Annotated in this window: 2 protein-coding genes; both read left to right on the forward strand. The window is 37.5% G+C overall.

The window, feature by feature from the left end; translation table 11 throughout:
• Positions 1-168 precede the first annotated feature (168 nt).
• Entirely contained in the window at positions 169-1,044 is an 876-nt protein-coding gene (ilvE, locus tag AB1414_18500; GenBank protein ID MEW6609406.1) for a branched-chain-amino-acid transaminase, read from the forward strand.
• 176 nt (positions 1,045-1,220) lie between these two features.
• Positions 1,221-2,417 carry a sodium:calcium antiporter gene (locus AB1414_18505; GenBank protein ID MEW6609407.1) on the forward strand — a complete coding sequence of 399 codons (1,197 nt, stop codon included), beginning with the start codon at positions 1,221-1,223 and terminating at the stop codon, positions 2,415-2,417.
• Positions 2,418-2,803: the final 386 nt, after the last annotated feature.

Genomic DNA, 2,803 nt, shown 5'->3' on the forward strand with positions numbered 1-2,803 from the left:
ATGGAAATTTGTTGTTTTCCACAATCAATTTCTACCTATTTCTATAAATTTCAATCTATATTCTATTATCTTATCTCCATATCACTCTTATCTCCTTATCCCCTTTCTTACACTTTTGATATATAGCGTGAACGGTTACCAATTTTAGAAGAGGAGGTTTAAAAAACAATGGGATTAGTGTATATCGATGGAGAACTTTTTAAAAAGGAAGAGGCAAAGATTTCTGTTTTTGACCATGGCTTACTTTATGGTGATGGGGTATTTGAAGGAATCAGGGTATACAATGGCCGGATATTCAAATTAAATGAGCATTTAGAAAGACTGTATAAATCAGCAAAATATATTATGCTCACTATACCTTTAACAAAGGAAGAATTAACTAAAGCCGTTATTGAAACAATAAAAGCCAATGAATTACGGGATGCCTATATTAGATTGCTGGTAACAAGAGGAGCAGGAGATTTAGGGTTAGACCCCAAAAAATGCCCAAAACCTTCTATTATCATTATTGTTGATAAGATAAGTTTATATCCAAAGGATTTTTATGAAAAGGGCCTGGAAATAGTTACCGTGCCTACTCGGAAAAATATTCAAGAAGCTTTAAGTCCCTGCGTGAAAACATTAAACTATCTTAACAGTATTTTAGCACGGATTGAAGCAAGTAATGCCGGTGTCTTAGAGGCAGTGATGTTAAACACCGAAGGATATGTTACTGAATGTAGTGGAGATAATATCTTTATTATCAAGAATCATACCCTGACTACACCGCCTTTATGGGTAGGTGTCCTGGAGGGGATTACACGAGATACGGTGATGAAAATAGGTGAAGAGATGGGACTAAAGGTGGTTGAAAATGTCTTAACTCGGTTTGACCTTTATACCGCAGATGAATGTTTTTTGACTGGCACAGCCGCTGAGGTAATTCCAGTGGTGAGAATTGATAACCGCATCATTGGAACGGGCAAACCAGGTATCACTACTTTAAAGATTACAGAAATATTCCATAAATTGACTCAAAGAGAAGGAACAGAAATTTATAAGTGACAGGAAAGGTAAAAAGGAGAAACCCGCCTGTCCATAATGGTGGACACAAAGGACGATGAAAATAGTAGGTAGGAGATAGAAGATGGGAGGTAAGGAGATAGGCGTGAGGAGTGATGTTTTCTTTACTTTCTACTCTCTACTCTCTACTTTCTACTTCCTTATTTTCAGGAGAAGGTATGAAAAGAAATTGGTTTATACTCTGGGGCACAATTTGTCTGCCTATAATTTGGGTAATCTTAAGAATTTCAGGCTGGGATTGGGAAGCCTACCCGATTTTGACCGTGTGTTTTTCCGGCATAGGAATTGTCTGTGCGGCATTTTTACTCTGCTGGGCATCTGAATCCGCTCAAAAAGATGTCTCCCAGGTTTTAGCCTTAGCCTTTTTAGCCTTAATCGCCGTCTTGCCTGAATACGCCGTGGATATGTATTTTACATGGATGGGAGGGAAAAATCCATCTTATATTCCGTATGCCACCGCAAATATGACCGGCGCCAATCGACTCTTAATAGGATGTGGTTGGTCTCTTGTTGTCATCCTTTACTGGATAACGAAAAAGGCTCCAGGTATTGAATTGGAAGAATCACATAAAATAGAGTTATCATATCTGTGTATGGCGACTTTGTATTCTTTTATTATTCCTATTAAAGGCTCTTTAGCTATATTTGATGCGATAATTTTTGTATTACTGTTTATCCTGTATATCACCTCAGCCGCCAGGGCAAAAATAATCGAGCCAGAACTCATTGGTGTGCCAGAAAATATTGGTAATCTTCCTCAGACGACAAGACGAATAACGGTTATCTCCTTATTTTTATATGCGGGATTTCTTATTTTTATTTCCGCAAAACCTTTTGCCGAGGGATTAATTACTACAGGTAGAATCTTTAAGATAGAGGAGTTTATCCTTGTCCAATGGATAGCCCCACTTGCCTCTGAGGCGCCTGAGCTTATTGCCGCCTCTTTGTTTGTCCTCAAAGCACAACCTACCATGGGATTAGGAACTTTAATCTCCTCCAAAGTAAATCAATGGACACTCCTTGTTGGACTAATACCGGTTATTTTCTGTATCTCCAGCGGGAAGATAGAATTGATGTGCATAGATGACCGACAAAGAGAAGAGATATTCCTTACCGCGGCTCAGTCTGCCTTTGCAGTCTCAATTCTGGTTAATCTCCATCTGTCGGTAAAAGAGGCGTTGATTATATTCATCCTGTTTTTTACTCAATTACTACTCCCTTCAAAAGAAATACGGTTGATTTATAGTTTCCTTTATTTAATCTTAACCATTTTTATTTTAGTTAAAGATAAGACGCGATTAAAAGGTTTGCTTTCGTTGATTGTGGAAGGATTATTAATTAAACGGAAGGGGTAAATGTGTAGTTTAGACTTTTGATTTTTGATATTTGTAACCGTTCAGGTGGTTCTTTACCGCAGAGACGCAGAGGAACAGAGAAGACATAGAAATAAAGTAACTATTCAGCCATTGATTAACACGGATTAGCACGGATAAAAAATAAAATCAGTGTTTCATCTGTGTCCATCTGTGGCTGAATAGTTATCAATAAATTTTAATTTTCTTCTCTGCGTCTCTGTGCCTCTGCGGTGAACGGTTACAAGATCCAAAATAAGGGAATTGAGGTGAATGAGAAATGGAAGAACTGATAATTTTGGAAACTGATTTAAAAGACTTAAAATCTTATTCTAAGGGTAAGGTGAGGGATATTTATGAATTTGATGGTAAACTTCTAATCATCGCCA

It is taken from the genome of bacterium (assembly GCA_040755795.1).
In the GTDB taxonomy this organism is placed as follows: domain Bacteria; phylum UBA9089; class CG2-30-40-21; order CG2-30-40-21; family SBAY01; genus JBFLXS01.

Excerpts from the sequence above, each read along its gene's own strand:
- AB1414_18505 (MEW6609407.1), top strand. The coding sequence starts at position 1,221 with ATGAAAAGAAATTGGTTTATACTCTGGGGCACAATTTGTCTGCCTATA.
- ilvE (MEW6609406.1), top strand. The coding sequence starts at position 169 with ATGGGATTAGTGTATATCGATGGAGAACTTTTTAAAAAGGAAGAGGCA.